This is a genomic window from Salinirubrum litoreum (genome assembly GCF_020567425.1).
GTDB lineage: Archaea > Halobacteriota > Halobacteria > Halobacteriales > Haloferacaceae > Salinirubrum > Salinirubrum litoreum.
On sequence record NZ_JAJCVJ010000002.1, the window covers coordinates 538,102 to 560,951 of the forward strand.

The following is a 22,850-nucleotide window of genomic DNA, read 5'->3' on the forward strand; positions in this document are numbered from 1 at the left end:
AAAGTCTTGGCGCGCCGACGGGTTCACTGTCGCTCGCCGACGGACCGAGCGACAGCGACCGAGGACGACACGAGCCGGAGAATCAGACGACCGCTTCTTCGATCTCGATCTGTTGTTCTTCCCACGACCGGCGGTCGGCCAGTTCCCGGCGACCACGCCGCGTGAGAGTGTAGGAGTTCGTCCGGTCGTCGATGGTGCCCTTCTCGACGAGTCCCTTCTCGACGAGTTCGTCGAGGTTCGGGTAGAGGCGACCGTGGTGGATGTCGCTCTCGTAATACTCCTCTAACACGTCTTTGATCGCCAGCCCGTGCGGTTCTTCCTGACTCCCCACTGCGTACAGCAGATCGCGCTGGAATGCTGTCAGGTCGTACATAGGTAATCGACCTGTAAGCTCTCGCTGTGGTTAAATCCGTTGGCCGTTCAACGACGAATATTCGGTGAGGGTTGTCGGACGTCGCGTGCCGGGCCACTCAGAGCAGTCCGAGCAGTGACAGCGACAACGCCACCTGTCCGAGGCCGGCGAGGATCATCACCCCGCCCGCGACACGCTGGATCGACCCGACGTGTCGGGACAGTCCCCGAAGCGAGTCGCTCCCCACGGCCGCCAGCAGGGTGACACCGAACAGCGGGAGCGCGACCGCCCCGGCGTAGCTCCCGAGCGCGAGGGCCGCGCCGGCCGCAGAGAGGGTCAGCGACTGGCTCACGACCCCGAGGAACAGCGGGACGACACAGCCCGCGGCGGCGACGGCGTACACCGCCCCGAAGACACCGAAGCCGACGACCGACGCCCGGCGTTCCGGGAGCGCGACCCGGAGGTCGGGAGCCCGGCCGAGGACGTACAGCACCCCGAGGGCGACGAGCAGGAGGCCGATCACCGGTTCGAGGTAGACGACGTTCGCGACCAGTCGCTGGCCGACCGAGACGAGCAGTCCGGCGATCAGGCCGAGGACGAGCAGTGCGCCGACACCGGCCGCCGCGCCACGCACCGCTGCGCCGGAGAGACTGGCGTCCTCTTCGCCGAGGTAGTAGCCGACGTAGCCCGGCAGGAGCGGGTACGCGCAGGGCGCGAAGAAGGTGCCGACGCCGCTGGTGACGGCGAAGGCGACGACCCCCAGCGTGGGCGAGTCGACCATCTCACGTCCCGCCCGCGAGTGCCGACTCGATCTCCTCGCGCAGTCGTGCCTCGCTGGCGACGCCCGAGTGACTCCAGACGATCCGCCCCTCTGCGTCGGTCAACACGAGGTACGGCAGGCCGGTCGACCCGACCTGCTGGTGGACGACGCTCGCCGGATCGTGGCCGAGCATCCAGTTACCGTCGTGCTCGCGCCACCAGTCGGCCACGTCCTCGCGGGTCAGGCCGCCGCCGAACTGCTCGTTCGTCACCGAGACGAACGCCACGTCGTCGCCGTAGTCGTCGTGGACTGGGCGGAGCGAGCGCATCTGTGCTTTACAGGGAAGACACCAGGTCGCGAAGAGGTCGAGGAGGGTGACGGTGCCCGGGACCGGGAGACGCTGGGTACCCGACTCGGAGCCGGGGGCGTCGATGGTGTCGACGGTGACGCCGAAGTCACCCGCGTCCCGTCCGAACGCGATCCAGCCGGCACCGCCGGTGAGTGCGAGGCCGCCGGCACCGGCGAGGACCTGCCTCCGGTTCATGTCCGAACGGTGGGTGTCCGCGAGTAAAAAGCGACCGAAGCTGTGCGCTCCGACTGCCAGACGGTAGTACGATCGTCGAATCTCCGACGCGGGCAGAGCACGGAGTGTGACTGTGGGGCGGTCGACGGGCGCGTCGTCTCAGCCTCGCGCCTGCTGGATCGCGCTCTCGATGTCTGCGTACTGGTAGCTTCCGAGGTACGAGCCGTTGACGAAGACGGCCGGCGTGCCGATCTGCTGGTTGCCGGCCATGTCGATGGCGCGCTGGCGGTCGGCCTCCAGCACGGGCCGGTAGGTGTCGTTGATCGCGGCGCTCCGGGCGTCACAGCCCGGTGCGCCGACGTCGTCCGCGGCGCTGTCGAGCACGTCCATCGAGTAGTTGCCCTGCTCGGCGAAGACGGCCTTCGTGTACTCGAAGAACGTCTCGGCGTCCGTGGCGGCGTAGACCGCGCGGGCCGCGCTGGGAACCTTCCACGACCAGCGTTCGTTCACCGGGAGCGGGAGGTCGTGGTGCTGGTACAGCACGTCGCCGGTGTCCACGAAGTCCGCGCGCACGTCGGGGAAGATCTCGTTGTTGTACGTCGCACAGTGGGGACAGGAGAAGTCCTCGAACACCTGTATCGTCACCGAGGAGTCGGGGTTCCCGAGTGCCGGGTTCTCCTGCTCGGAGACCTGTTCGGGGTTGCCGATGTCACAGTCGCCGGTGTTGGCGTTGCTTCCGCCGCCGAGGCAGCCGGCGAGGGCGGTCGCCGCACCGGCCGCCACAGCCGAGAGGTACGCGCGTCGTGTGCCCTTCATTACGTCGACAGGAGGGGACAGAGATACTTAGGTACAACGAGTCCGGCGACCCCGTCGCCGGACTCGGCTGTTGTGGCGTCTGCTGGACGGCCGCCGACGTCTACGCCGACGGACTCGTCTGCGGTCGTAGATACTCGACGACCCCGTCGCATGACTCGTCCGCTGTGAGTGTGGCGGCGGCCGGGGAAGCCGGTCGCCGGAACCGTCGTTCAGACCAGTCGCTCCCGGCCACCGAACCGCCACCGGAGCTGTCGAAGTGCGATCTCGGCCATCTTGCCGGGCGAGTTCGGCAGGTTGTCGAGTTGTTCGACGATGCCGAGCGCGTCGGCCAACACCCACGCCTCGGCGATCTTCCCGTCCTCGATGCGGTAGATGCCGAACTGCGGTACCGCGAACCGCCGGCCGGTCGGCGCGATCTCGCGGTCGCGGTCGCCCATCCGAAGCGGGCCGACGTTCCGCCCGCTGGCGGTCGTCTGGACCGCGATCCGGTCGCCCGACGCGACCGACTGTTCGATCTCGACGGTCACGTCCACGAACCTCCCCTCGCTCTCGCGGGTCTGCTCCACGATCGCCGCTCGGCCCTCGGTGTCCAGCGGCCAGCGTGGCTGGTGGAAGACGCAGTCCGCGGTGATCGTCGCCGCCATCGCGTCGGCGTCACCGGCGACGAACGCGGTGAGAAAGTCCGCGACGAGTCGCTCGTCGGCCTGTTCGACGGTCGTCCCCCCGTCTGGTGCGAGCACGTCCGGTCACCAACTGTCTGAGTACGACACGTGGTAACATGGCTGTTACGGTGGTGTCGGAACCGTTCGGGTGATCACATCGCGTGGCGCAGGTAGACTGAAACCGGTGTGGGCAGACAGTTCCACCATGCCGACAGTCGAGTTTCGCGGGCGAACGATCGAGTGTGAGGAGGGTGCGACCCTCCGGACCGTCCTCCGTGAGGCGGGCGTCTCCCCGCACAACGGGAGTGCCGACACGATCAACTGCCACGGCTTCGGGACCTGTGGCACCTGCGCGGTCCGCGTCGAGGGCGAGGTCTCGGCGATGGACGGCGGGGAGCGCCGGCGACTGGACTTCCCGCCACACGACACCGAGTCGGGCCTCCGACTCGCGTGCCAGACGCAGGTGCTCGGCGACGTGACCGTGACGAAGTATCCGGGGTTCTGGGGCCAGCACACCGACCACGATCCGGTGGAGTGACGCCTACAGAAGCCCGCGAATCCCGACCATCGTGGCGACGACCGCGAGCAACAGCACGGTCTGGAGCAGTCCCCACTGCATCGTCCGTCCGAGCAGCGACTCGACACGCTCGGGGTCCGGATCGGGCAGCGACAGTTCCGCAGACAGCTTCGTCGTCAGGAGGTGGAGCGGCCCGAAGCCGACCGCGAGCAGGAGCGCAGAGATGCCGAGGGCGGCCCACAGCCAGATCGTCGGGTCGGCCCAGTAGCCGAACAGTTCGGCCAGCGCGATGCCCGAGGCGACGACGCCGAGGCTCAGCGGTTCGGCGACGACGAGCAGTTTCGGCACGAGTGCGGCGTTGACCGCCCCGGCGGCCTCGTCGGGGGCGGCCTCCAGCGACGGGCCGAGGACGAACTTGAAGAAGAAGTCCATCCCGAACCAGAACGCCCCGAGTGCGACGTGGACGTAGAACAGCAGCGACGCGACGCCGGAGAGGTACGCCAAGAGTGGCGCACCGAGCGTCACCGCCACCGCGACGCCGGCGAAGCGCCGGTCGGCGGCGTCGAGGACGAGCGAGAGTTCCTCGCGATGTGTGTCAGGTCTGCTGACAGTTGCCATGACAGAGTCCGACGACGACAGCGTCTTGACTATTCTGGAAAGAATCACCGCCCGGATACCTAAATCATACAACAGTTCGGTGGCCGGTCGTATCGGGGACCGCTGCGCGGCTGTCACGTCCCGTTCAGGGGTCGACGCGCAGGATCCACTTCTCGGGCGTGTCCAGTTCCTCGTCGGTCGGCAGGTTGTCCGGGTGGTCCCAGACACGACTCGCTGCCTGCACGCCGCGCCGGTCCGCGACCGCCGTGAAGAACGCCGCGCCGCGTTCGTACTGCCGGCGCTTCAGACCGAGACCGAGCGCCCGGCGAATCAGTTGCGCGAGTGGCCCACCGCCACTGCGCCGGGCGTCGAGTTTCGCCCGGAGGTCGCTGTAGTCGTCGTCGAACGCCCAGTCCATCAGCAGTTCGGCGTACCCCTCCACGGCCGTCATCGCGGTGTCGAGTTCCCGGAACGCCTGCCGGTCCACGCCGCCGTCGGCGAGTGCCTCGATGCCCTGCTCCATGCGCTGTTCGAGGTGTGTCGAGAGCCACGGGGCGGCCCCGAACTCGGCGGCGTGGGCCACCTCGTGGAACGCGATCCAGCGCCGGAACCGGGGGTAGTCCACGTCCAGCGAGTCGGCGACCTTCACGATGTTCGGCCGGACGAAGTAGAGCCCGTGGTCGGCGTCGTCCGCCTCCGCGAGCAAGAGGGGGTCGTACTGGCCGAGGACGTTGTTGGCGAGAAACGAGAGCATGACCGCCATCGTCCCGGTGTTGAGGACGCGCGTGACGCCCGGCAGGACCGAGACGCCGTGTTCCTCGACGGGTGCCATCACCCGGCGGAAGGTCCGGACGTTGGCGTCGATCCAGTGGTGGCGGTTCTGCACCTCCACGGTGTCGGGCAGATCGAACTCGACGCCCGCGACCGTCTGCAGGCGGGTTCTGGCGTCACGCACGTCCGAGGCGAAACCCTCGCGTTCCTCGGCCGAGAGCGTCAGATCGCCCGGATCGGTCGACGACTTGGCGGCCTCGGCGACGGCGTCCCAGTCGATGACGCCGGTGCCCGAGGCGGTCGTGACCGCCCGGACGCTCCGAAAGAGGTTCATGCACACCTGTCGGGTCCGCCCCGACAAAACACTTGTTGCGGGTCCTATCACGGGCCGAACTACCGATCCTGTGACGACCTGTCACGCGAAGAGCGTGGAACCCACGTAGTTTTTAATACCCCGGCGTGTAGCTTCGGGCAACATCGCCCGTGGGTAAGTGCGGATCGGCCGACGTGGTCGGTCTCGCACGCGGGGTCCAGCGACCGACGTGCTGTAAGACGCCGGGGCCGATGGCCCCCGACTGCGGCTTTGCGTGAGCACACTCCGCCACACGACGTGGCTTTCGATGCTCGGATTCAACAATGGAAATCGAAATCGCAACAATCGGCGGTTACGAAGAGGTTGGCCGGCAGATGACGGCCGTTCGCGCGGGCAGCGACGTCGTCATCTTCGACATGGGCCTCAACCTCTCGCAGGTCCTGATCCACGACAACGTGGAGACGGAGAAGATGCACAGTCTCGACCTGATCGACATGGGCGCGATCCCGGACGACCGGGTCATGTCCGACCTCGAGGGTGACGTGCAGGCCATCGTGCCGACGCACGGCCACCTCGACCACATCGGCGCGATCTCGAAACTCGCCCACCGGTACAACGCGCCGGTCGTCGCCACGCCCTTTACCATCGAACTGGTGAAACAGCAGGTGCAGGGCGAGAACAAGTTCAACGTCGAGAACGACCTGATCAAGATGGACCCCGGCGAGACGATGTCCATCGGCGACTCGGGCAACGTCGACTTGGAGTTCGTCAACGTCACCCACTCGATCATCGACGCGATCAACCCGGTGCTCCATACGCCGGAGGGGGCCATCGTCTACGGCCTCGACAAGCGGATGGACCACACGCCGGTCATCGGCGACCCCATCGACATGAAGCGGTTCCGCGAGATCGGCCGCGAGGGCAACGGCGTCCTCGCGTACATCGAGGACTGTACGAACGCCGGCCGCAAGGGTCGGACCCCCTCGGAGTCGGTCGCCCGACGCCACCTGAAGGACGTGATGACCTCGGTGGAGGACTACGACGGCGGCATCGTCGCCACGACGTTCTCCAGCCACATCGCCCGTGTGAAGAGTCTCGTCGAGTTCGCACAGGACATCGGCCGCCAGCCGGTCCTCCTGGGTCGCTCGATGGAGAAGTACTCGGGCACCGCAGAGCGCCTGAACTTCGTCGACTTCCCGGACGACCTCGGGATGTACGGCCACCGGAAGTCGGTGGACCGGACGTTCAAGCGGATCATGAAGGAGGGCAAGGAGGACTACCTGCCCATCGTCACCGGCCACCAGGGCGAGCCACGCGCGATGCTCACCCGGATGGGCCGCGGCGAGACGCCGTACGAACTGGACGACGGCGACAAGGTCATCTTCTCGGCACGGGTCATCCCGGAGCCGACGAACGAGGGCCAGCGCTACCAGTCCGAGAAACTGCTCGGGATGCAGGGCGCGCGCATCTACGACGACATCCACGTCTCCGGCCACCTGCGCGAGGAGGGCCACTACCAGATGCTCGACGCGCTCCAGCCGAAGAACATCATCCCGGCGCACCAGAACCTCAAGGGCTTCGCGCCGTACGTCGACCTCTGCCGGAGCGAGGGCTACTCGCTGGGCCGTGACCTCCACGTCACGCAGAACGGCAACATGATCCAACTGGTGGAGTGATGACACAGGACGCGACGGAACAGCGGGTACTCGACGCGGTGGCAGCACGCCGTGAACTCGTCAACGACGCCATCGACGAGGAGTTGCCGATGTCGGAGCCACCACGGCTCTGGGAGGCGACTCGGTACCTGCTGGAAGCCGGCGGGAAGCGGCTCCGCCCGACCGTCGTCCTGCTCGCAGCCGAGGCACTCGCGGACGTGGAGCCGTTGTCGGCCGACTACCGATCCTTCCCGGCGCTCGACGACGCGACCATCGACGTGATGGCCGCCGCCGTCAGCCTGGAAGTCATCCAGTCGTTCACCCTGATCCACGACGACATCATGGACGACGACGACCTCCGGCGCGGCGTCCCGGCGGTCCACGAGGCGTACGACACCTCCACCGCCATCCTCGCGGGGGACACGCTGTACGCGAAGGCGTTCGAGTTGATGACGAACACCGACGCGCCCCCCGAGCACGCCCTCGAGGCGACCCGGCTGCTGGCGACGACCTGTATCCGCATCTGCGAGGGACAGGCCCTCGACGTGGAGTTCGAGCGCCAGACCGACGTGCTCCCGGAGGAGTACCTGGAGATGATCGAGCACAAGACCGCCGTGCTGTACGGGGCGTCGGCCGCGACGCCGGCCGTGTTGCTCGGTGCCGACGAGGAGACCGTCGAGGCGCTCTACCGGTACGGCATCGACTCCGGGTGTGCCTTCCAGATCCAGGACGACGTGCTGGACCTGACGGTCCCCTCGGAGAAACTCGGCAAACAGCGCGGCTCCGATCTCGTCGAGAACAAGGAGACGATCATCACGCTCCACGCGCGCCAGCAGGGCGTCGACGTCGACGGCCTCGTGGACGCCGACGACCCCGAGGAGGTCACGGAAGCCGAGATCGACGACGCCGTCGCCGAACTGGAGGCGGCGGGCAGTATCGACTACGCCCGCGAGAAGGCACAGGAGTTGACAGACCGGAGCAAACAGCGACTGGCCGTGCTCCCGGACAACGAGGCCCGCAGTCTGCTCGAGGACCTCGCGGACTACCTCATCACGCGCGGCTACTGATCGTCGTCGGCCGTCTTTCTACGCGAGTCCGAACAACAACAGCAGGTTCCACGCCGTCACCAGCGTCCCGAACAGACCGAGTCCCACCGGGAGGAAGTACGGGAGCAGTCTGTCGCCGGCCAGCGCCGAGTGGTGGGCGATTGCGAGACACGCCAGCATCGCGCCGAGTTTGACCGCCACGAGGCCCGCGAGGCCGAAGGTAGCGACGCCGCCGGCGACGACCGGGTTCGACTCGGCGACCCACGGGACGAACCAGACGATGGCGACGGTCGTCACCGTGTCGCCGACGCCGTAGCCGGCGGTGGCGAAGATCCACGCCCAGTAGAAGCGGTTCGGCGAGAGGTGGGTGGCTTCGAGCGAGAGCAGTCGGGCGACCCCGTGCCGGCGAGTCTGCGTCACGACGGGTCGTCGCGCCCTGAGAACAAGAAGATAGCGCGCCGGCTGTCCGCACGGCTCACTGGACACCCCGGCCCGACCGGCGGGGGACGACAGAGCCGGTGGCGTACAGCGAGTAGCCGAACGCCGCGAAGCCGACGGCCGTCAGCACACTGCCGAGTCGGAGACCCAGGCTCTGTGACAGCGGCGCGACGTGGTGGAGCGCGCTCGTCACGGAGCCGAGGGTGACGAGCAGGAAACCGGTCGCTAGCGCGTGAAGCTGTCGGGAATCACGGTCGCGGGCGACACGGAAGGCGAGCAGCGCCAGTCCACCGCCCAGCAGGAACGTCACCGTCTTCGCCGTGACGAGGAGTGTGTACGTCGGTTGCATGGTCACCTCCGCGCGGTCGTATGCCACGCAGTCGGTTGTAAGTCCCCGCCAGTTCCCAGTGAGCGAAAATTCGACGCGCGCCGGACGAACGTGTTCGGGACCGAGTTTTCGGGACTGCGGGACCGACACGACGGTATGGCCACGCTCGATGCGGCACCGGCGAACGACGACGAGACGACAGCGACGGGCACGGACGAGACCCCACACCCGGCCGACCGGGCGACGACCACCGTCGAGGTGCGTGCGACCGGGAAGGTGCGCGACGCACTGCCGAGCCACAGTCTGTCGTTCACCTTCGAGGGCGGGACGCTCCGTGCGTTCCTCGACGCCTTCTTCGCGGAGTACGAGGTGGCCGACCTGCTGCTCGCCGAGACGGACGCCGATGCGACCACCCGCGGGTGGGCCGACGCCCCGGAACCCGACGCGCTGCGGGGCACCTGGTACCGCAACCCCGAGGGCGAGCAGACACGCACGTACGCCCGCATCTGTGTCAACGGCCGGTTCAACGAGACGCTCGACGGACTCGACACGGAACTCGCAGACGGCGACCGCGTGGCGCTCATCAACCCGTTCCTGTACTGCGTCTGAGACGAGCGAGGACGAGCAGACAGATCGCTCCCGCGCTCACTCCCGATCCAGCCGCGACAGCCCGTGCCAGAGCGCGTCGACCATCTGAGCCTCGCCGTCGGCGGCGGGATCGGTCTCGCTCCAGCCACGGGCCAGGGCGTCCTCGACGACCGCCAGCGAGTGGTTCTCGAAGTTGTTCATCCCCCGGAACTCCTCCAGGGCCTCGCGTTCCGCCTCGCCGAACGCGTCGGTGTCGCCGCGAGCGTCGGCGACGAGGAACCCCAGTTCGGCGAGCGTGTCGGCCACGGCAGTCGCCGTCTCGCCGTCCAACTCGCGGAGGTCGTCGGGTTCCTCGCGGGCCAGGAGTGTCACGTCGTACAGTTTGAAGACGCGCTCCAGTTCGTCGATAGGGGTTTCGTGGTCGTCGACCCGGACGTCGATCCAGCGGTCGTTCTTCGCGTCGTAGCCGCCCTCGGGCTTGACGACGTACAGCGCGGCGGACTGCTCGCCGCGACTGTCGCCGCCGGCCTCGTTGCCGGCGTGGAGCGCGGCGAGGAGTCGCTCGGGCAGGCCACCCTCGGTCGTCTCGTAGGCGTCGGCCATCGCCGTCAGCGTCTCGCGGTTCTCCAAGATGTTCCCCTGGACGGTGTAGGTCTCGCCCTGCACGTCGCCGGCCACCTCGAAACAGTCGTCGCCGGTGAACGCCGCGACGGAGCCGTCGGCACCGACGACGCCGACCTGTCGGGACTCGGCCTCGTCGTCGACGGTGGTCAACTCCGCGATGGTCTCCTCGGCGGTGTGGCCCGCCCGGAGGAGGTCGAGGCCCTCGGGGCCGTAGGCGACGTTGGCGAACGACTGGGTGGCGATGGCCCCCGCGTCGGCGGCCGCGAAGGGCACCACGGAGCCGACGCTGACGAACTTCGACTGGACAGCGACGCCGACGGCGTCCTGTTCGGGGTCGCGTGCGACGATTGAGAACGTCATGGTACTCGCTGTGGTGTGGGGGCGACAAAAAGGGTCGAGTACGTTCGAGACGGGAACTTGGGTGATTCGAGTGATGGCGGGAACTCTGTCGGATACGTCGCAGACGACGAGCGGTGAAAGCCCCCGGCGTCTCGACCGGCCCCTTTCAGTCCCACCCGGGTTCGTGTCCCATCGTGTCGTCACTGGTCGTCACCCGGCGAACCGACTGCGAGTTCGGAACCCGGTCGTCGCAGTAGTCTCCCCACACCTCCCCGACTGCTGAGCGACCGACCTGCGAGCAGGCCCTCGCTGTCGCTCGGACACTGCTCGGGTCGGATCGCCACCTGCTCGCGTCCTCGTTGGATTCCAGCGTGGGCGAGAAGGGGATGACGGCCCTGTTGTCGGGAGAGGTATATAAATGAGTCGCGCTTCGTATAAATGGTCGTCGCGGGTCGGGAGCACTCGACCGCGTCGCGTCACCCTCAAGCCGATCCGACCGTTACCACCACCGAATGGAGACCGAGACCGTCCGCGACCGCGCCCGCGAGTTCCCGCGCGACCCGGGCGTCTACCAGTTCCACGCCGGCGAGGCGGTGCTGTACGTCGGGAAGGCCGTGGATCTGCGGGACCGGGTGGCGAGTTACGCCGACCCCCGGAGCGAGCGCATCCGCCGGATGGTCGCCCACGCCGACCGTCTCGACTTCGCCGTCACCGACACCGAGACGCAGGCACTCCTCCTCGAAGCGAACCTCATCAAGCGCCACCAGCCGCGGTACAACGTCCGCCTGAAGGACGACAAGTCCTACCCGCTCGTCCAGTTCACCGACCACCCGGTCCCCCGGATCGAGATCACCCGCGACCCGAACGACGCCGCGACCGTCTTCGGACCCTACACGAGCAAAGGCGACGTGGAGGTCGTCGTCAAGGCCGTCCGCGAGATCTACGGCCTGCGGGGCTGTTCCGACCACAAGTACGACAACCGCGACCGGCCCTGCCTCGACTACGAGATGGGGCTCTGCACCGCCCCCTGTACCGGCGAGATACCGGCCGAGGACTACCGCGAGGACACGGAGACAGCCCGCCGGTTCTTCGCGGGCGAGACGGGGATCCTCGCGGACCCGCTCCGCCGGGAGATGGAACAGGCCGCAGCAGAGCAGAACTTCGAGCGCGCCGCGAACCTCCGCGACCGACTGGGCATCGTCGAGTCGTTCCACGGCACGGGCGGCGAGGCGGTCGCCGGCGACACCGAGAGCGAACGCGACGTGGACGTTCTCGGCGCGGCGATCACCGGCGACGACGCGGTCGTCGCGCGCCTCCACGCCGAACGCGGCCAACTCGTGGACCGGTCGCGCCACCACCTCGACGCGCCGGAGGGCGAGGACCGCGTCGCCGACCTGCTGGCGGCGTTCGTGCCGCAGTACTACGCCGAACGCGACCTGCCCGACGCCCTCCTGCTCTCTGAACGCCCGGACGACGCGGAACTGCTCGCGTGGCTCGACTCTGAGGGTGTCGCGGTCCGGGTGCCCGGCGCGGGCAGAGAGGCCAAACTGGTCGAACTCGCGCTGAAGAACGCCCGGAGCGGCCCGACGCGCTCGGACGGCCTCGCGGCGCTGGCGGCCGAACTCGGTCTCGACGCGGCGGAGCGCATCGAGGGGTTCGACGTGAGCCACGCGCAGGGGACGGCGGTCGTCGGCAGCGACGTCTGTTTCGTCGGCGGCTCCGCCGAGAAGGCCGACTACCGCCGGAAGAAACTCCCCGACAGAAACGACGACTACGCGAACATGCGCGACCTGCTCCGGTGGCGCGCCGAGCGCGCGGTCGAGGAGCGAGACGACCGGCCCAACCCCGACCTCCTGTTGATCGACGGCGGCGACGGCCAACTCGGCGCGGCGCGGGACGCGCTCCGGGAGGTCGGCTGGGACGTGCCGGTCGTCGCCCTCGCGAAAGAGGAGGAACTGGTGATCACGCCCGACGGCGTGCTCGACTGGGACAGCGACGCGCCGCACCTGCACGTCCTCCAACGAGTCCGCGACGAGGCGCACCGCTTCGCGGTCCAGTACCACCAGACACTCCGGGACGAAGTCTCGACCGTCCTCGACGACGTGCCCGGCGTCGGCCCGCAGACGCGCCGGCGACTCCTCCGGCGGTTCGGCAGTGTCGACGGCGTGCGCGCGGCGTCGGTCGCAGAACTTCAGGACGTAGACGGCGTCGGCGAGACGACGGCCGAGGCGATCAAGTCGCGGCTCTGAGTGGCGTCACGAGGACCGTTCCCGGTCCTCGGCCGGCGTCTCGTCCCCGTCGTCGGGTGCCGACTCGCTGTCGGCGTCCGCATCCTCGCCGGGAGGCTCTCCGTCTTCTCGCTGCTCGTCGGAGGCACCGGTCGCTGCCGTCGGGTCCTCAGTGGCCGGGTCGTCCATCTCGTCGGCATCGGGTGCGGCTTCGTCCGCCGACGCCTCGCTGTGACCGCCCCAGTCTCTGGCCTCGTCGGGGTCGGGTCGCTCGGCGCGCGTCCCCCGGTCGCCGGTCGGTTCGCGGGACTCGACGTCTCCCGGCGAATCCTCGTCGTCTGTCGTCTCGTCTACGTCCTCGTCGTCTGTCGTCTCGTCTACGTCCTCGTCGTCTGTCGTCTCGTCTACGTCCTCGTCGTCTGTCGTCTCGTCTACGTCCTCGTCGTCTGTCGTCTCGTCTACGTCCTCGTCGTCTGTCGTCTCGTCTACGTCCTCGTCGTCTGTCGTCTCGTCTACGTCCTCGTCGTCTGTCGTCTCGTCTACGTCCTCGTCGTCTGTCGTCTCGTCTACGTCCTCGCTGTCGGTCACCTCGTCGTCGCCGCCGATCTGTCCCACACTCGGGTCGTCGGCGTGGACGCGGGTCTGGTCGACCTGCACCTCGGGGGCGTGGTGTGGTCCGTGTTCTTCGACGACGTCCTCCGGATCGGGGACGGTCTCGTCGGTGTCGGTCTCTGTCGCGGTCGAGTCGGTCTCGTCTTCGGCCGCCACCTCGTCCTCGGTCGCATCCACCCCGTCTTCGGTCGTGATCGGGTCGACGTCGGCGGCGTCGACTGGCTGTTCGGGGCCGTCGGGTGCCTCGGCGTCCGGAACGGATTGCTCCGGCGGGTCGAGAGACGCCGCCTCCGGGCGTGCGTTCTCGGGGGTATCGGCGGTCTCCGTCTCCCCGCCGTCGGTCGCGTCCTGGAACGCCGAGGGCATCTCGGGGGCGTTCATCCCGGACTCCTCCATCCCCTCCCTGCCGGCTTCGATCCCCTCGCCGACCATGTCACCGATGTCGGTCAGACCGACGATGAACGCCGCGATCAGGTAGAGCCCCCCGGACGGCAGGATGACCATCCCGAGGACCTCCTGTGGGAACCCGAGCACGAGCAGTGCGAGCGAGGCTCCGAGCGTCGGGAGCGACCGTTTCAGGAGGATACCGGCGGTGCCCAGCATCGCCGCGCCGATAACGAGCGCGAACAGTTGGTCGCTCGGGGCTGCCTGCCCGCCCTGTCGTCGGAACCACCAGAGGACCCCGGCCAACAGAATCGGGGTGCCGATCCCGATGAGATAGGCGTAGGTCCGCGCGCGTAACCGAGCCATACAGGCCCGTTCGCCCCCCACGGGTATAACGACTTTCGGACTCCGGCCGGCGAAACGAACGCCGAGACGGGAGTCTGTGGTCGCTCGTGGCGGCCCCACGCCGCGCGCACACCGGCACACACTCGCCGACCGGTCACCGCCGCGTCGTCCTGCGCGGAAGCGTTAACACATACTCGCCGACCGGTCACCGCCGCGTCGTCCTGCGCGGAAGCGTTAACACATCGCGGCCGAAAGAGTGCAGTATGTCCTCCATCTTCCGCGAGTTGGGTCGGCTCAGCGCCGAACTCGACGGCAGTTCGGGTCAGCGGTCCGGCGGGCAGCGTGGGTCGGGCGGATCGGGCAGTCGTAGCTCCGGCGGCCGCGGACCGGGGAACGTGATCCCGATTCTCACGCTGTTGGGCATCGGTGCGTTGCTCGTGCTGTTCGTCCTGCCGATCCTCGACCTGTTCACCTTCGTCGCACTGCTCGCACTCCTGGTCGCGGTCGCCACCGTCGCCAGCGCGGTCGAAGTCGTGCAGGCCTACGAGAAACGCGCACTGACGGTGTTCGGCGAGTACCGGGGACTGCTCGACCCCGGAATCCACTTCGTCCCGCCGTTCGTCTCGAAGGCGTACACTTTCGACATGCGGACCCAGACAATCGACGTGCCCCGGCAGGAGGCGATCACCGAAGACAACTCCCCGGTCACCGCCGACGCCGTGGTCTACATCCGGGTGATGGACGCGAAGAAGGCCTTCCTAGAGGTCGACGACTACACCCGCGCCGTCTCGAACCTCGCCCAGACGACGCTCCGTGCCGTGCTGGGCGACATGCAACTCGACGAGACGCTCTCCCGGCGCGACCACATCAACGCCCGCATCCGCCGGGAACTCGACGAACCCACCGACGAGTGGGGCGTGCGCGTCGAGTCGGTCGAGGTGCGCGAAGTGAAACCTTCGCCGGCGGTCGAGAACGCGATGGAACAGCAGACCTCCGCCGAACGCCGCCGCCGGGCGATGATCCTCGAAGCGCAGGGGAGTCGCCGGAGCGCCGTCGAGACGGCACAGGGTGACAAGCAGTCGAACATCATCCGGGCACAGGGGAAGAAACAGGCGCAGATTCTCACGGCACAGGGTGACGCCATCTCGACCGTCCTCCGGGCGAAGTCCGCCGAGTCGATGGGTGAACGCGCCATCATCGACAAGGGGATGGAGACACTCTCGTCGATCGGTCAGGGCGACTCGACGACGTTCGTCCTCCCGCAGGAACTGACCAGTCTGCTCGGACGCTACGGACAACAGTTGTCTGGCTCCGACGTGCAGGACTCCGCGGGCCTCGACAGCAAGCAGTTCGACGAGGAGACCCGCGAGATGCTCGGCCTCGACGACATCGAGGAGATCGTCGAGAACCTGCCGACCGAGACCGCGAACGGCGTCGAGTCGGCCGAGTTGGCACGCGAGGAGTAGCGACGGACGCCGAGGTCACCGACGCGGACGCCGACTCACGCGGCGGGCGACGTGGACGCCGCGACCGCCTGTCCCGCGACGTGGGCGACGACGACGAAGACGTAGAACTGCACGACGAAACCGACAAGCAGGAAGACGAGCGGTGCGGCGACGAGGCTCCCGGCGACCGCGACGAGGCCTGCGAGGAGCATCCCGACGACGTACGACTTCGAGAGGGCGACCGCTCTGAGCGCGTCCCAGCGGAACGCCGCACCGAGGTCGTCTTCCACCGCGAGACCGACGAGTGCGGCCGGGAGCAGGTAGTATGCGAGCAGTGAGAGGAGTGCCCCCAGAAGGATCACGCCGACGAAGACGACGAGAAACAGTGTCGTTCCGGCGGCCGCACCCGCCTCGCTGCCGGCCGCGCCGGACCCGAGTGCTGCGCCGAACGGGAGTGCGAACACCGCGACGAGGACGCCGCCGACCGTGACGACGAACACGGGCAGGAGGTACGCGAAGACCACGAGGAGCGCCTTCAGGCCGTCGACAGCGAGCGTCTCCCAGTCGTCCCACGGCGGGAGTTCGTCGGTGTCGCCCGTGTCGTCGACTGCGTCTCGGAGCACCCGGAGGAGGTAGCCGTACAGGAAGACACCGGGCAGGACGAAGATGGCCCCACCCAACTGGATCGCTCCGCCGATCAGCAGTCGTTGCAGCGCCTCGTCGCCGGACCGTGCGTAGGACAACGCCTCACTCAACATACCTGTCGCAACGGTTCAGTGTCGGCTACTTAGTCGTTGGCAGACGCGCCGGCATCGGCGGAGGGTCGAGTCGAGTACGCCGTGTCAGAAGTCGGGGTCGATCTCGGGGGCGACGCCGTCGTCCTCGGCGTCGAGCGCGAAGTCCCGGCGCAGTTCCCGGATGCGGTCGCGGATGTCGGCCGCGAGTTCGAACTCGAGGTTGCCGGCGGCCTCGTCCATCTTGTCCTCCAGCACCGCGATGCGCTGTTTCGCTTCCTCGGCGTCGGCCACGTCGTCGGTGCTGGTGCCGGCGGTGTCGGTCTTGCTCCCCGGGAGCGAGGTCTCGCCGACCTCCTTCTCGATCGTCGTCGGCGTGTAGCCGTGTTCCTCGTTGAACTCCTGCTGGATCGCTCTGCGGCGCTGGGTCTCCTCGATGGCCGACTCCATCGCGTCGGTCGTCCGGTTCGCGTACAGCACGACCTCGCCCTCGACGTTCCGGGCGGCGCGGCCCATCGTCTGCACCAGCGTCGTCTCCGAGCGCAGGAACCCCTCCTGGTCGGCGTCGAGGATGGCGACGAGACTCACCTCGGGGATGTCGAGGCCCTCTCGCAGGAGGTTGATCCCGACGAGCACGTCGATCTGGCCGAGTCGCAGGGAGCGGATGATCTCGTGGCGTTCGAGGGTGTCGGTCTCGTCGTGCATGTACTCGACCGCGACGCCGGACTCCTCTAAGAACTCGGTCAGGTCCTCCGCCATGCGCTTGGTCAGCGTCGTGACGAGGACGCGTTCGTCGCGGTCGATGCGCTCTTCGATGCGACCCATCAGGTCGTCCACCTGGTCGTCGGCGCTCTCGACGGTGACCTTCGGGTCGACGAGGTGGGTCGGGCGGACGATCTGTTCGACGATCTGGTCGCTGTGCTCGCGTTCGTAGTCGCCCGGCGTCGCCGAGACGTACAGCGTCCGGTCGGTCTTCTCCTCGAACTCCTCGAAGGTGAGGGGTCGGTTGTCGTAGGCGGTCGGCAGGCGGAAGCCGTTCTCCACGAGCGAATCCTTCCGGGACTTGTCGCCCGCGAACTGGCCTTTGATCTGCGGCAGGGTCTGGTGGGACTCGTCGACCACGGTGAGGAAGTCGTCCGGGAAGTAGTCCAGCAGGGTGTAGGGAGCCTCGCCCGGTTCGCGGTCGGAGAGGTGGACCGAGTAGTTCTCGATGCCCGAACAGTAGCCCGCCTCTCTCAGCATCTCCAGGTCGAAGGTCGTGCGCTCCTCGATGCGCTGGGCGGCCACCAGGTCGCCCTGTCGCTCGAAGTGGCGGACGCGGTCGTCCATCAGGTCCTCGATCTCCGCGATGGCGTTCTCGAGGCGTTCTTCGGGGATCGAGTAGTGTTCCGCCGGGTGGATCAGGACGGCCGGTTCTTCGGACTTGACCTCCCCGTCGAGGGTGTCGATCTTCAGCATCCGGTCGATCTCGTCGCCCCAGAACTCGATCCGGACCGCGTACCGGCCGTACATCGGGAACACCTCGACGGTGTCGCCCCGGACGCGGAAGGTGCCCTGCTGGAAGTCCACGTCGTTGCGCTCGTAGTTCAGATCGACCAACTGGGCGAGCAGTTCGTCGCGGTCGATCTCCTGGCCCACGGAGAGTTCCAGCGACATGTCGACGTAGTTGCGCGGGTCACCGAGCCCGTAGATGGCCGAGACGGAGGCGACGACGATCACGTCGTCCCGCGTGAGCAGCGACCGCGTCGCGGAGTGGCGCAGGCGGTCGATCTCCTCGTTGATCGACATCTCCTTGTCGATGTAGGTGTCGGTCTGTTCGACGTAGGCCTCCGGCTGGTAGTAGTCGTAGTAGGAGACGAAGTACTCGACGGCGTTGTCCGGGAACAGGTTGCGGAACTCCTCGTACAACTGTGCGGCGAGGGTCTTGTTGTGCGCGATGACGAGGGTGGGTTGCTGGAGTTCCTCGACCGTCCACGAGACGGTGTTAGTCTTCCCGGAGCCAGTCACCCCGAGCAGGGTCTGTTCGTCCATCCCGGACTCGTAGCCGGCCACGAGTTGCTCGATGGCTTCGGGTTGGTCACCGGCCGGGTCGAAGGGGGCGTCGACCCGGAATCGATTGTCGGCTCCCGGTCGGTCCGGCTGGAGCGGCCCGGACGTGCTGTCGCTCATCGTGTGGTAGTTGGCCCGGAACTACTTGACCGGTGCGCTCGGGACGCTCCCGACCCGTCCGCCGGCGACCGCGACAGCCGAGAGTGCCGCCACCACCACCGTGACCGACCGCCACCACCACCGTGACCGACCGCCACCACCACCACCGACCGACCGCCACCACCGACCGACCGCCACCACCACCGTGACCGACCGCCACCACCACCACCGACCGACCGCCACCACCACCACCGACCGACCGCCACCACCACCACCGACCGACCGCGACCGCAATCCGCAGACGTCGGCCTTTGCCGAACTCACGAACGTCGGCTTTTGCCGATCCCTCCCGACGTCGGCTTTTGCCGAACCAGTACACCGCGAGAGCCGACCGAACACTCGGCGAGGTCGACGCACGACAGAGAAACCGGTTTGAGGCCCCGAGGAGAAGGCCCGGTCGTGACCCGAGAACTGCTTCAGCAGGCGAGCGACGAACTCCGGCAGGCGAGCGAACTCGCGCCCGAGGACGTGACCGAGCGCATCTACGAGCAGTCGAACCAACTGGCGAAACTCGCGACCGCCGACCGGGGGCCGGACCACGGCCGACTCGCGCGACACACGAACGCCCTCGCCGAGATCGCCGACTCGCTGGACGAGGCCGGCGCGGGCGAGGCCGCAGACCACGTCCGGGACGCCCGGAGCCTGATCAGCGAGTACCGGAAAGACCTGCCGGGCGTCTGAGTCAGTCGAGGAGGTCCGCGACTGCGGAGACTTGCGCCTCGACCGCCTCGCGGGCGTCGTCGCCGACCTCGTGGTGCGGGCGTCGGCTGTAGCCGACGGGCGCGTCGAGGAACCGCATCGCGGCCTTCAGCCCCGGGACGCCGTACTCGGCGGTGATCGTCCGGTTCAGGTCGAGCAGGCGGCGATTCAGTCGGCGGGCGGCGTCGTGGTCGCCGGCGCGGTGCCGCGCGAGCATCTCGGCGCAGGCGGACGGCGCGACGTTCGCCAGCGCGAGGACGCCGCCGTCCGCCCCGGCGTCGAGTGCGTGGGCCAGCACGCCGGCGGTGCCGACGAACAGGTCGAAGTCGGCGTCCTCGGTCAGTACGCGCTTGCGCTGGAACGTCGCCAGGTCGCTCGTGGTGTCTTTCATCCCGGCGACGTTCGGGTGCTCGGCGAGTCGCCCGACGACCACCGGATCGAGTGCAACGTCGGTGTACACCGGGACGCTATAGAGGTAGACTGGCAGGTCGCTCGCGTCTGCCACGTCGCGGTAGTACGCCTCCAGCGTCTCGTCGTCGTGTCCGTAGTAGAACGGCGTGACGACGAGTGCGCCGTCCGCGCCGGCCGACGCGGCGCGGTCGGTCGCCGCAAGCGTCTCCCGGAGTCCGGGGCTCCCGGTGCCGGCGAGGACCGGCACCGAGGCTTCCTCGGCGACGACCTCGATCACGCGAGCGCGTTCGTCGGCTGTCATCAGTTCCGTCTCGCCGTTCGAGCCACAGGGGACGAGAAAGTCCACGCCCCGCGATTCGACCCACTCGACGAGTCGCCGGAGTCTGTCGGTGTCGAGGTCGCCCTCGCGGGTGAACGGCGTCGCCAGCGGCGGTCCGATTCCGTGCATGCGACCACCGACGGTCGGGGGGTACAAATCGCTGTCCCGTGGGGCACAGTATAGTGGGCTGTCGCCGCCGAACGCTGTCGAACCACGACTGTCGAACGGGTGAGACGCGGGTCACACGCCCGTCTGACGCGGATTTAAGTGAAAACCACCCCATCCGCAGAGTGGGCGCGCACAACTGACGGCCTCAGTTCCCATCCTCCCACCCGCGCGCCCGGCACACCCGACACCCACCCCCCTTTCGTTCCGGCTTCCCCCGGAGCACCCTCTTTCCCCCAGTCGGGAGGACTCCCGAGTGCCGACCGGCGACACCGGATTTATACGCGCCAGCGACCTACGACCCGAAGATGGCACCTGCCGACCCGACGGATCGGCTCCCCGTCGAGGCGCTGACCGCCGTGTTCGACCTCCGGGAGACGCAGACCGACGGCGAGCGCGTCTACTTCTACGGTGACGCACTCGCCCCCGAGCGGATGCTCTTGGAGGAGGCGTGGCCGGCGTTCCGGGAGGCGGGCTACGAGATCCAGTTGGCCCGGACGCCGAGCGACCACGACGTGGTCGTCGCCAAGCCGACCGACACCGGCGTCGAGGGCGTCCCGTGGAAGAACCTCCTGCTCCTGCTGGCGACTATCGTCTCGACGCTGCTGGTCGGCGCGACCGCGTGGTACTACATCCCCGCCTCGGAGATTCTGGCGAACCCCCTCCGGGCGCTGGAGGCGTGGCCCTTCACCGCCGCCGTGCTGGGGGTCCTGCTGACGCACGAACTCGGCCACTACGTCGTCGGGCGCTACCACGGCGTCGACGTGTCCCTCCCCTACGTGATCCCCTTCATCCTCCCGTTCGGCACGATGGGCGCGATCATCCGGATGCGCGGGCAGATGCCCGACCGGAAGGCGCTGTTCGACATCGGCGTGGCCGGCCCACTCGCTGGGCTGGCGGCGACCGTCGTCGTCACCGCAGTCGGGCTACTCCTCTCGCCGGTCGAGGTCCCGGCCCGCGTGCTGGCCGCCGAGGGACAGGCGATCTACTTCCAGAACCCGCTCCTGCTGGAGTGGATCGCCGCACTCCTCGGCACACCGACCGAGTTCGCGGCCGGCCAGACGGTCCACCCCGTGATCATGGGTGGCTGGGTCGGGATGTTCTTCACCGTCCTGAACCTCCTGCCGGTCGGCCAACTCGACGGCGGGCACATGACGCGAGCGATGGTCGGCGAGCGACAGGAGACCGTCGCGGCGATGGTCCCGGTCGCCCTGTTCGGCCTCGCGGCGTACCTCTACTACGTTCGCGGCCTCGGGATCAACGACTCGGTCGGCCTGTGGGCCTTCTGGGGGCTGTTCTCGACGTTCATCGCGTTCAACGGCCCGGCGAACCCCATCGACGACGAGACGGAACTCGGCTGGCAGCGGATCGCGGTGGGCCTGTTCACGTTCCTGCTCGGCGCGACCTGTTTCATGCTCGTGCCGATCCAGTTGATGACAGTCTGAGTCACCCGGTTGTAGGTCGTGTTACGACGCACTCGCGTCGGTGTCTCTCGAACTGGACTGTGGTCAGTTCTTATAGTATATAAAATACCACCAAAGATTTATGTACTAGCATCTACAACTGTTTTCCGAGTCCGAGTTGTTCTATCGACGGGGTCGTCGGTCCACCTACCCATGCACGGAGACCCAGACGACCAGTCCGACACCGACAGTGAACTGCTCAAAGCGTCCGTTCTTCTCGCCCTCTTGAGCGAATCGGCGAGTGCGCTGGCGGACGCAGACGACACTGCAAAGACGTTCAACACTCGGACGATAGCGACGATCATCATCGCGTCCGTCGCTGTCGCCAAGCTCGTCAACCTCGACAATCTCCACACAGTGCTGGGGATCGTCGGTTCACACGGCTTGCAGTGGATAACACTCGTTCGCGTCTCCGAAGTGTGGCCGGGGCTAGTCGTGTGTGTCTCGTTGTTTGTCACCCTACTCACGCTACACTGTCTCGTTACTTGCAGGTCGTAGTCACTCGCCGTGGGTGTAGCCGCGATCCGGGACCGGCGCTCCGTCGGCGACGACGCGACCTACACCGGTCTCGGAATCGCCGTCGCTGTCGATTGCACGACCGATCACCGAGATCGCGGTCGGCGATGCCGCCCGCACCGCCGGTAGCGCCGACTCCGGCAGGGTCGCCACCAACTCGAAGTCCTCGCCGAAGAACGCCGTCATCTCGCGCCGGTCACTCTCACTCTCCGCCAGCGTCTCGACCGACTCGTCTGCCGGAAGCGCGTCCCACTCGAACTCGATGGCGCAGTCGCTCGCCTCGGCGAGTTGGTGGAGCGACCGAGCGAGGCCGTCGCTGGAGTCCATCATCGCGGTCGCCGACTCGGCGAGTGCCCGGCCCGCATCGACACGAGGCGTGAACCGAAAGAGGTCGTTGCCGCGCTCTGTGTCACCCTGTTCGAAGTGGCGGAGCGCGGCGGCCGAGCGACCGAGGGTGCCGGTGACGACCACCAGGTCGCCCGACTCCGCGCCCGACCGCAGCACCGGGTCGTCGGTGCGTCCGACTGCGGTGGTCGCAGTCGTGAACTCCGCGTGGTCGTCGAGGTCGCCGCCGACGTACTCCGCGTCGACCGCCTCGCAGACCTCGCGTGCCCCCCGGACGAACGCCCGGAGGTCGGCTTCCGCGAAGTCACGGTCGGCGTAGACCGCGACGGCCGCCGTCGCCTCGGCACCCATCGCGGCCACGTCCGACAGCGAAGCCCCCACCGCGCGCCACCCGGCGGTGTACCGCGTCGTTCCTTCCGGGAAGTCCGTCGTCTCGTGGAGCATGTCGGTCGTGAGCACGAGATCGTCGACGACGGCGGCGTCGTCGCCGGCCGACGGGAGGTCGGCGGCGAGCAGTCGGAGGGCGGCCCGTTCGTCCATGGCCGCGCTTCGCCGGGCGTCGGCAAGTGTCCGGCGGTTCGCTGTGCGTCTGCAGTGACCGCTGGGCGGTGTATCGAGAAACGCCCGAAAACGGACAGGTCCGGTGA

Annotated in this window: 24 protein-coding genes; 9 read left to right on the forward strand and 15 right to left on the reverse strand. The window is 67.9% G+C overall.

Translation table 11 applies throughout. The features are described 5' to 3' along the window. Positions 1-82: 82 nt before the first annotated feature. The 5 genes from LI337_RS11375 to LI337_RS11395 all read right to left on the reverse strand — a co-directional run bounded on the left by LI337_RS11375 (position 83) and on the right by LI337_RS11395 (position 3,191). Positions 83-373: a PadR family transcriptional regulator gene (locus LI337_RS11375; protein WP_227229959.1), complete on the reverse strand. Its 291-nt coding sequence runs from the start codon at positions 371-373 to the stop codon at positions 83-85. Positions 374-470: 97 nt separating this feature from the next. Further along, a complete protein-coding gene (locus tag LI337_RS11380) occupies positions 471-1,133 on the reverse strand; it encodes a cytochrome c biogenesis protein CcdA (protein ID WP_227229960.1) in 663 nt (220 codons plus the stop codon). 1 nt (position 1,134) lies between these two features. Beyond that, positions 1,135-1,656, reverse strand: a complete 522-nt coding sequence (locus LI337_RS11385) for a TlpA family protein disulfide reductase (RefSeq protein WP_227229961.1) — start codon at positions 1,654-1,656, stop codon at positions 1,135-1,137. A 138-nt stretch (positions 1,657-1,794) separates the two neighbouring features. Then, entirely contained in the window at positions 1,795-2,451 is a 657-nt protein-coding gene (locus LI337_RS11390; RefSeq protein ID WP_227229962.1) for a DsbA family protein, read from the reverse strand. 209 nt (positions 2,452-2,660) lie between these two features. Continuing rightward, positions 2,661-3,191 carry an ester cyclase gene (locus LI337_RS11395; protein ID WP_227229963.1) on the reverse strand — a complete coding sequence of 177 codons (531 nt, stop codon included), beginning with the start codon at positions 3,189-3,191 and terminating at the stop codon, positions 2,661-2,663. A gap of 127 nt (positions 3,192-3,318) precedes the next feature. Here LI337_RS11395 and LI337_RS11400 point away from each other — a divergent pair, with 127 nt between their 5' ends. After that, a complete protein-coding gene (locus tag LI337_RS11400; protein ID WP_227229964.1) occupies positions 3,319-3,651 on the forward strand; it encodes a 2Fe-2S iron-sulfur cluster-binding protein in 333 nt (110 codons plus the stop codon). A gap of 3 nt (positions 3,652-3,654) precedes the next feature. On the opposite strand, the gene LI337_RS11405 is transcribed toward LI337_RS11400, so the two are convergent. Together LI337_RS11405 and LI337_RS11410 are read right to left on the reverse strand one after the other, a co-directional pair. Then, positions 3,655-4,248: a hypothetical protein gene (locus LI337_RS11405; protein WP_227229965.1), complete on the reverse strand. Its 594-nt coding sequence runs from the start codon at positions 4,246-4,248 to the stop codon at positions 3,655-3,657. Positions 4,249-4,372: 124 nt separating this feature from the next. Continuing rightward, positions 4,373-5,332 carry a zinc-dependent metalloprotease gene (locus LI337_RS11410; protein WP_227229966.1) on the reverse strand — a complete coding sequence of 320 codons (960 nt, stop codon included), beginning with the start codon at positions 5,330-5,332 and terminating at the stop codon, positions 4,373-4,375. Positions 5,333-5,634: 302 nt separating this feature from the next. Between LI337_RS11410 and LI337_RS11415 the strand changes: the two genes are divergently transcribed. Then, the gene (locus LI337_RS11415) at positions 5,635-6,987 is read left to right on the forward strand and encodes a ribonuclease J (protein WP_227229967.1); all 1,353 of its coding nucleotides are present in this window, start codon (positions 5,635-5,637) and stop codon (positions 6,985-6,987) included. Then, positions 6,987-8,033 (forward strand): geranylfarnesyl diphosphate synthase, encoded by a 1,047-nt coding sequence (gene idsA3 / locus LI337_RS11420; protein WP_227229968.1) that lies wholly within the window; start codon positions 6,987-6,989, stop codon positions 8,031-8,033. Before LI337_RS11415 ends, idsA3 begins: the two co-directional genes overlap by 1 nt. A gap of 18 nt (positions 8,034-8,051) precedes the next feature. Here the strand turns inward: idsA3 and LI337_RS11425 are convergent, their stop codons facing one another. After that, a complete protein-coding gene (locus LI337_RS11425; protein WP_227229969.1) occupies positions 8,052-8,432 on the reverse strand; it encodes a DUF5658 family protein in 381 nt (126 codons plus the stop codon). A 55-nt stretch (positions 8,433-8,487) separates the two neighbouring features. After that, positions 8,488-8,799, reverse strand: a complete 312-nt coding sequence (locus LI337_RS11430) for a DUF7521 family protein (RefSeq protein ID WP_227229970.1) — start codon at positions 8,797-8,799, stop codon at positions 8,488-8,490. A 135-nt stretch (positions 8,800-8,934) separates the two neighbouring features. Between LI337_RS11430 and LI337_RS11435 the strand changes: the two genes are divergently transcribed. Continuing rightward, the gene (locus LI337_RS11435) at positions 8,935-9,387 is read left to right on the forward strand and encodes a MoaD/ThiS family protein (protein WP_227229971.1); all 453 of its coding nucleotides are present in this window, start codon (positions 8,935-8,937) and stop codon (positions 9,385-9,387) included. A 36-nt stretch (positions 9,388-9,423) separates the two neighbouring features. Here LI337_RS11435 and LI337_RS11440 read toward each other — a convergent pair whose 3' ends face one another. Beyond that, positions 9,424-10,350: a DUF1028 domain-containing protein gene (locus LI337_RS11440; RefSeq protein ID WP_227229972.1), complete on the reverse strand. Its 927-nt coding sequence runs from the start codon at positions 10,348-10,350 to the stop codon at positions 9,424-9,426. Positions 10,351-10,841: 491 nt separating this feature from the next. On the opposite strand from LI337_RS11440, the gene LI337_RS11445 reads away from it, so the two are divergent. Continuing rightward, positions 10,842-12,578 (forward strand): excinuclease ABC subunit C, encoded by a 1,737-nt coding sequence (locus tag LI337_RS11445; protein ID WP_227229973.1) that lies wholly within the window; start codon positions 10,842-10,844, stop codon positions 12,576-12,578. 6 nt (positions 12,579-12,584) lie between these two features. Here LI337_RS11445 and LI337_RS11450 read toward each other — a convergent pair whose 3' ends face one another. Further along, a complete protein-coding gene (locus tag LI337_RS11450; RefSeq protein WP_227229974.1) occupies positions 12,585-13,919 on the reverse strand; it encodes a hypothetical protein in 1,335 nt (444 codons plus the stop codon). Between the two features lie 242 nt (positions 13,920-14,161). Between LI337_RS11450 and LI337_RS11455 the strand changes: the two genes are divergently transcribed. Next, positions 14,162-15,364, forward strand: a complete 1,203-nt coding sequence (locus LI337_RS11455; RefSeq protein ID WP_227229975.1) for an SPFH domain-containing protein — start codon at positions 14,162-14,164, stop codon at positions 15,362-15,364. 35 nt (positions 15,365-15,399) lie between these two features. On the opposite strand, the gene LI337_RS11460 is transcribed toward LI337_RS11455, so the two are convergent. Together LI337_RS11460 and uvrB are read right to left on the reverse strand one after the other, a co-directional pair. Continuing rightward, a complete protein-coding gene (locus LI337_RS11460; protein ID WP_227229976.1) occupies positions 15,400-16,101 on the reverse strand; it encodes a DUF4013 domain-containing protein in 702 nt (233 codons plus the stop codon). Between the two features lie 84 nt (positions 16,102-16,185). Further along, entirely contained in the window at positions 16,186-18,246 is a 2,061-nt protein-coding gene (gene uvrB, locus LI337_RS11465; protein ID WP_227229977.1) for an excinuclease ABC subunit UvrB, read from the reverse strand. Positions 18,247-18,684: 438 nt separating this feature from the next. Between uvrB and LI337_RS11470 the strand changes: the two genes are divergently transcribed. Beyond that, positions 18,685-18,966, forward strand: a complete 282-nt coding sequence (locus LI337_RS11470) for a DUF7553 family protein (RefSeq protein ID WP_227229978.1) — start codon at positions 18,685-18,687, stop codon at positions 18,964-18,966. A 1-nt stretch (position 18,967) separates the two neighbouring features. Here LI337_RS11470 and LI337_RS11475 read toward each other — a convergent pair whose 3' ends face one another. After that, entirely contained in the window at positions 18,968-19,843 is an 876-nt protein-coding gene (locus LI337_RS11475) for a dihydrodipicolinate synthase family protein (protein WP_227229979.1), read from the reverse strand. 344 nt (positions 19,844-20,187) lie between these two features. Here LI337_RS11475 and LI337_RS11480 point away from each other — a divergent pair, with 344 nt between their 5' ends. Next, positions 20,188-21,324 (forward strand): site-2 protease family protein, encoded by a 1,137-nt coding sequence (locus tag LI337_RS11480; protein ID WP_227229980.1) that lies wholly within the window; start codon positions 20,188-20,190, stop codon positions 21,322-21,324. 171 nt (positions 21,325-21,495) lie between these two features. Beyond that, positions 21,496-21,840: a hypothetical protein gene (locus LI337_RS11485; protein WP_227229981.1), complete on the forward strand. Its 345-nt coding sequence runs from the start codon at positions 21,496-21,498 to the stop codon at positions 21,838-21,840. On the opposite strand, the gene thiL is transcribed toward LI337_RS11485, so the two are convergent. Next, positions 21,841-22,743 (reverse strand): thiamine-phosphate kinase, encoded by a 903-nt coding sequence (gene thiL, locus LI337_RS11490; protein WP_227229982.1) that lies wholly within the window; start codon positions 22,741-22,743, stop codon positions 21,841-21,843. Positions 22,744-22,850: the final 107 nt, after the last annotated feature.